Annotated in this window: 2 rRNA genes; both read right to left on the bottom strand. The window is 48.1% G+C overall.

The features are described from left to right. Window positions 1-109: ribosomal RNA gene (gene rrf / locus KA873_RS12345) — 5S ribosomal RNA — on the bottom strand; the annotation flags it as partial. Window positions 110-186: 77 nt separating this feature from the next. Then, window positions 187-3107 (bottom strand): 23S ribosomal RNA (locus KA873_RS12350). Window positions 3108-3288: the final 181 nt, after the last annotated feature.

Genomic DNA, 3288 nt, shown 5'->3' on the forward strand with positions numbered 1-3288 from the left:
CAACGTCCTACTCTTGCTGAACGTAAGTCCGACTACCATCGGCGCTAAGGAGCTTAACTTCTGTGTTCGGCATGGGAACAGGTGTGACCTCCTTGCTATAGTCAACAGACAATATCATGTATAATTATTATACATTCAAAACTAGATAGTAAGTAAAATTTAGTTCAACCAACAAAACTTTTAAATTTGATTAAGTCTTCGATCGATTAGTATTCGTCAGCTCCACATATCGCTATGCTTCCACCTCGAACCTATTAACCTCATCATCTTTGAGGGATCTTATAACCGAAGTTGGGAAATCTCATCTTGAGGGGGGCTTCATGCTTAGATGCTTTCAGCACTTATCCCGTCCATACATAGCTACCCAGCGATGCCGTTGGCACGACAACTGGTACACCAGAGGTATGTCCATCCCGGTCCTCTCGTACTAAGGACAGCTCCTCTCAAATTTCCTACGCCCACGACGGATAGGGACCGAACTGTCTCACGACGTTCTGAACCCAGCTCGCGTACCGCTTTAATGGGCGAACAGCCCAACCCTTGGGACCGACTACAGCCCCAGGATGCGATGAGCCGACATCGAGGTGCCAAACCTCCCCGTCGATGTGAACTCTTGGGGGAGATAAGCCTGTTATCCCCGGGGTAGCTTTTATCCGTTGAGCGATGGCCCTTCCATGCGGAACCACCGGATCACTAAGTCCGTCTTTCGACCCTGCTCGACTTGTAAGTCTCGCAGTCAAGCTTCCTTGTGCCTTTACACTCTATGAATGATTTCCAACCATTCTGAGGAAACCTTTGAGCGCCTCCGTTACTCTTTAGGAGGCGACCGCCCCAGTCAAACTGTCCATCTGACACTGTCTCCCACCATGATTAATGGTGCGGGTTAGAAATCCAATACAGCGAGGGTAGTATCCCACCAACGCCTCCACGTAAGCTAGCGCTCACGTATCTAAGGCTCCTACCTATCCTGTACAAGCTGTACCGAATTTCAATATCAGACTACAGTAAAGCTCCACGGGGTCTTTCCGTCCTGTCGCGGGTAACCTGCATCTTCACAGGTACTATGATTTCACCGAGTCTCTCGTTGAGACAGTGCCCAAATCGTTACGCCTTTCGTGCGGGTCGGAACTTACCCGACAAGGAATTTCGCTACCTTAGGACCGTTATAGTTACGGCCGCCGTTTACTGGGGCTTCGATTCGTAGCTTCGCAGAAGCTAACCACTCCTCTTAACCTTCCAGCACCGGGCAGGCGTCAGCCCCTATACATCACCTTACGGTTTAGCAGAGACCTGTGTTTTTGATAAACAGTCGCTTGGGCCTATTCACTGCGGCTCTCCTGGGCGTGAACCCTAAAGAGCACCCCTTCTCCCGAAGTTACGGGGTCATTTTGCCGAGTTCCTTAACGAGAGTTCGCTCGCTCACCTTAGAATTCTCATCTTGACTACCTGTGTCGGTTTGCGGTACGGGCACCATAAATCTAGCTAGAGGCTTTTCTCGGCAGTGTGAAATCAACGACTCGAGGAAACAATTTCCTCTCCCCATCACAGCTTGACCTTAAGAGTGCCGGATTTGCCTAACACTCAGTCTTACTGCTTGGACGTACAATCCAATCGTACGCTTCGCCTATCCTACTGCGTCCCCCCATCGCTTAAAACGATTCATGGTGGTACAGGAATATCAACCTGTTATCCATCGCCTACGCCTATCGGCCTCAGCTTAGGACCCGACTAACCCAGAGCGGACGAGCCTTCCTCTGGAAACCTTAGTCAATCGGTGGACGGGATTCTCACCCGTCTTTCGCTACTCACACCGGCATTCTCACTTCTAAGCGCTCCACATGTCCTTACGATCATGCTTCAACGCCCTTAGAACGCTCTCCTACCATTGTCCTACGGACAATCCACAGCTTCGGTAATATGTTTAGCCCCGGTACATTTTCGGCGCAGTGTCACTCGACTAGTGAGCTATTACGCACTCTTTAAATGATGGCTGCTTCTAAGCCAACATACTAGTTGTCTGGGCAACGCCACATCCTTTTCCACTTAACATATATTTTGGGACCTTAGCTGGTGGTCTGGGCTGTTTCCCTTTCGAACACGGACCTTATCACCCGCGTTCTGACTCCCAAGTTAAATTGATTGGCATTCGGAGTTTGTCTGAATTCGGTAACCCGATAAGGGCCCCTCGTCCAAACAGTGCTCTACCTCCAATAATCATCACTTGAGGCTAGCCCTAAAGCTATTTCGGAGAGAACCAGCTATCTCCAGGTTCGATTGGAATTTCTCCGCTACCCTCAACTCATCCGCTCACTTTTCAACGTAAGTCGGTTCGGTCCTCCATTCAGTGTTACCTGAACTTCAACCTGGTCAAGGGTAGATCACCTGGTTTCGGGTCTACGACCAAATACTCAACGCCCTATTCAGACTCGCTTTCGCTACGGCTCCACATTCACTGCTTAACCTTGCATCAAATCGTAACTCGCCGGTTCATTCTACAAAAGGCACGCCATCACCCATTAACGGGCTCTGACTACTTGTAAGCACACGGTTTCAAGTTCTCTTTCACTCCCCTTCCGGGGTACTTTTCACCTTTCCCTCACGGTACTGGTTCACTATCGGTCACTAGAGAGTATTTAGCCTTGGGAGATGGTCCTCCCGGATTCCGACGGAATTTCTCGTGTTCCGTCGTACTCAGGATCCACTCAAGAGAGAACAGATTTTCGACTACAGGATTATTACCTTCTTTGATGCATCTTTCCAGATGCTTCGTCTAATCTATTCCTTTGTAACTCCGTATAGAGTGTCCTACAACCCCAACAAGCAAGCTCGTTGGTTTGGGCTATTCCCGTTTCGCTCGCCGCTACTCAGGGAATCGATTTTTCTTTCTCTTCCTGCGGGTACTAAGATGTTTCAGTTCTCCGCGTCTACCTTCGATACGCTATGTATTTACGTATCGATAATACGACATAACTCGTATTGGGTTTCCCCATTCGGAAATCTTTGGATCACAGCTTACTTACAGCTCCCCAAAGCATATCGTCGTTAGTAACGTCCTTCATCGGCTTCTAGTGCCAAGGCATCCACCGTGCGCCCTTAATAACTTAATCTATTTGCTTTCAACTCGACAACCGTCGGTTGAAAACCCAAAATGTTATTAATCTGTGAGTGTTCTTTCGAACACTAGCGATTATTTCTTTTTGAATTCAAGCTTATTTAAAACTCTTATTCACTCGGTTTTGCTTGGTAAAATCATAAATTTTACTTACTTATCTAGTTTTCAATGTACAA

The sequence above is a fragment of the Staphylococcus sp. GDY8P45P genome (assembly GCF_017892745.1).
Lineage (GTDB): Bacteria > Bacillota > Bacilli > Staphylococcales > Staphylococcaceae > Staphylococcus > Staphylococcus cohnii.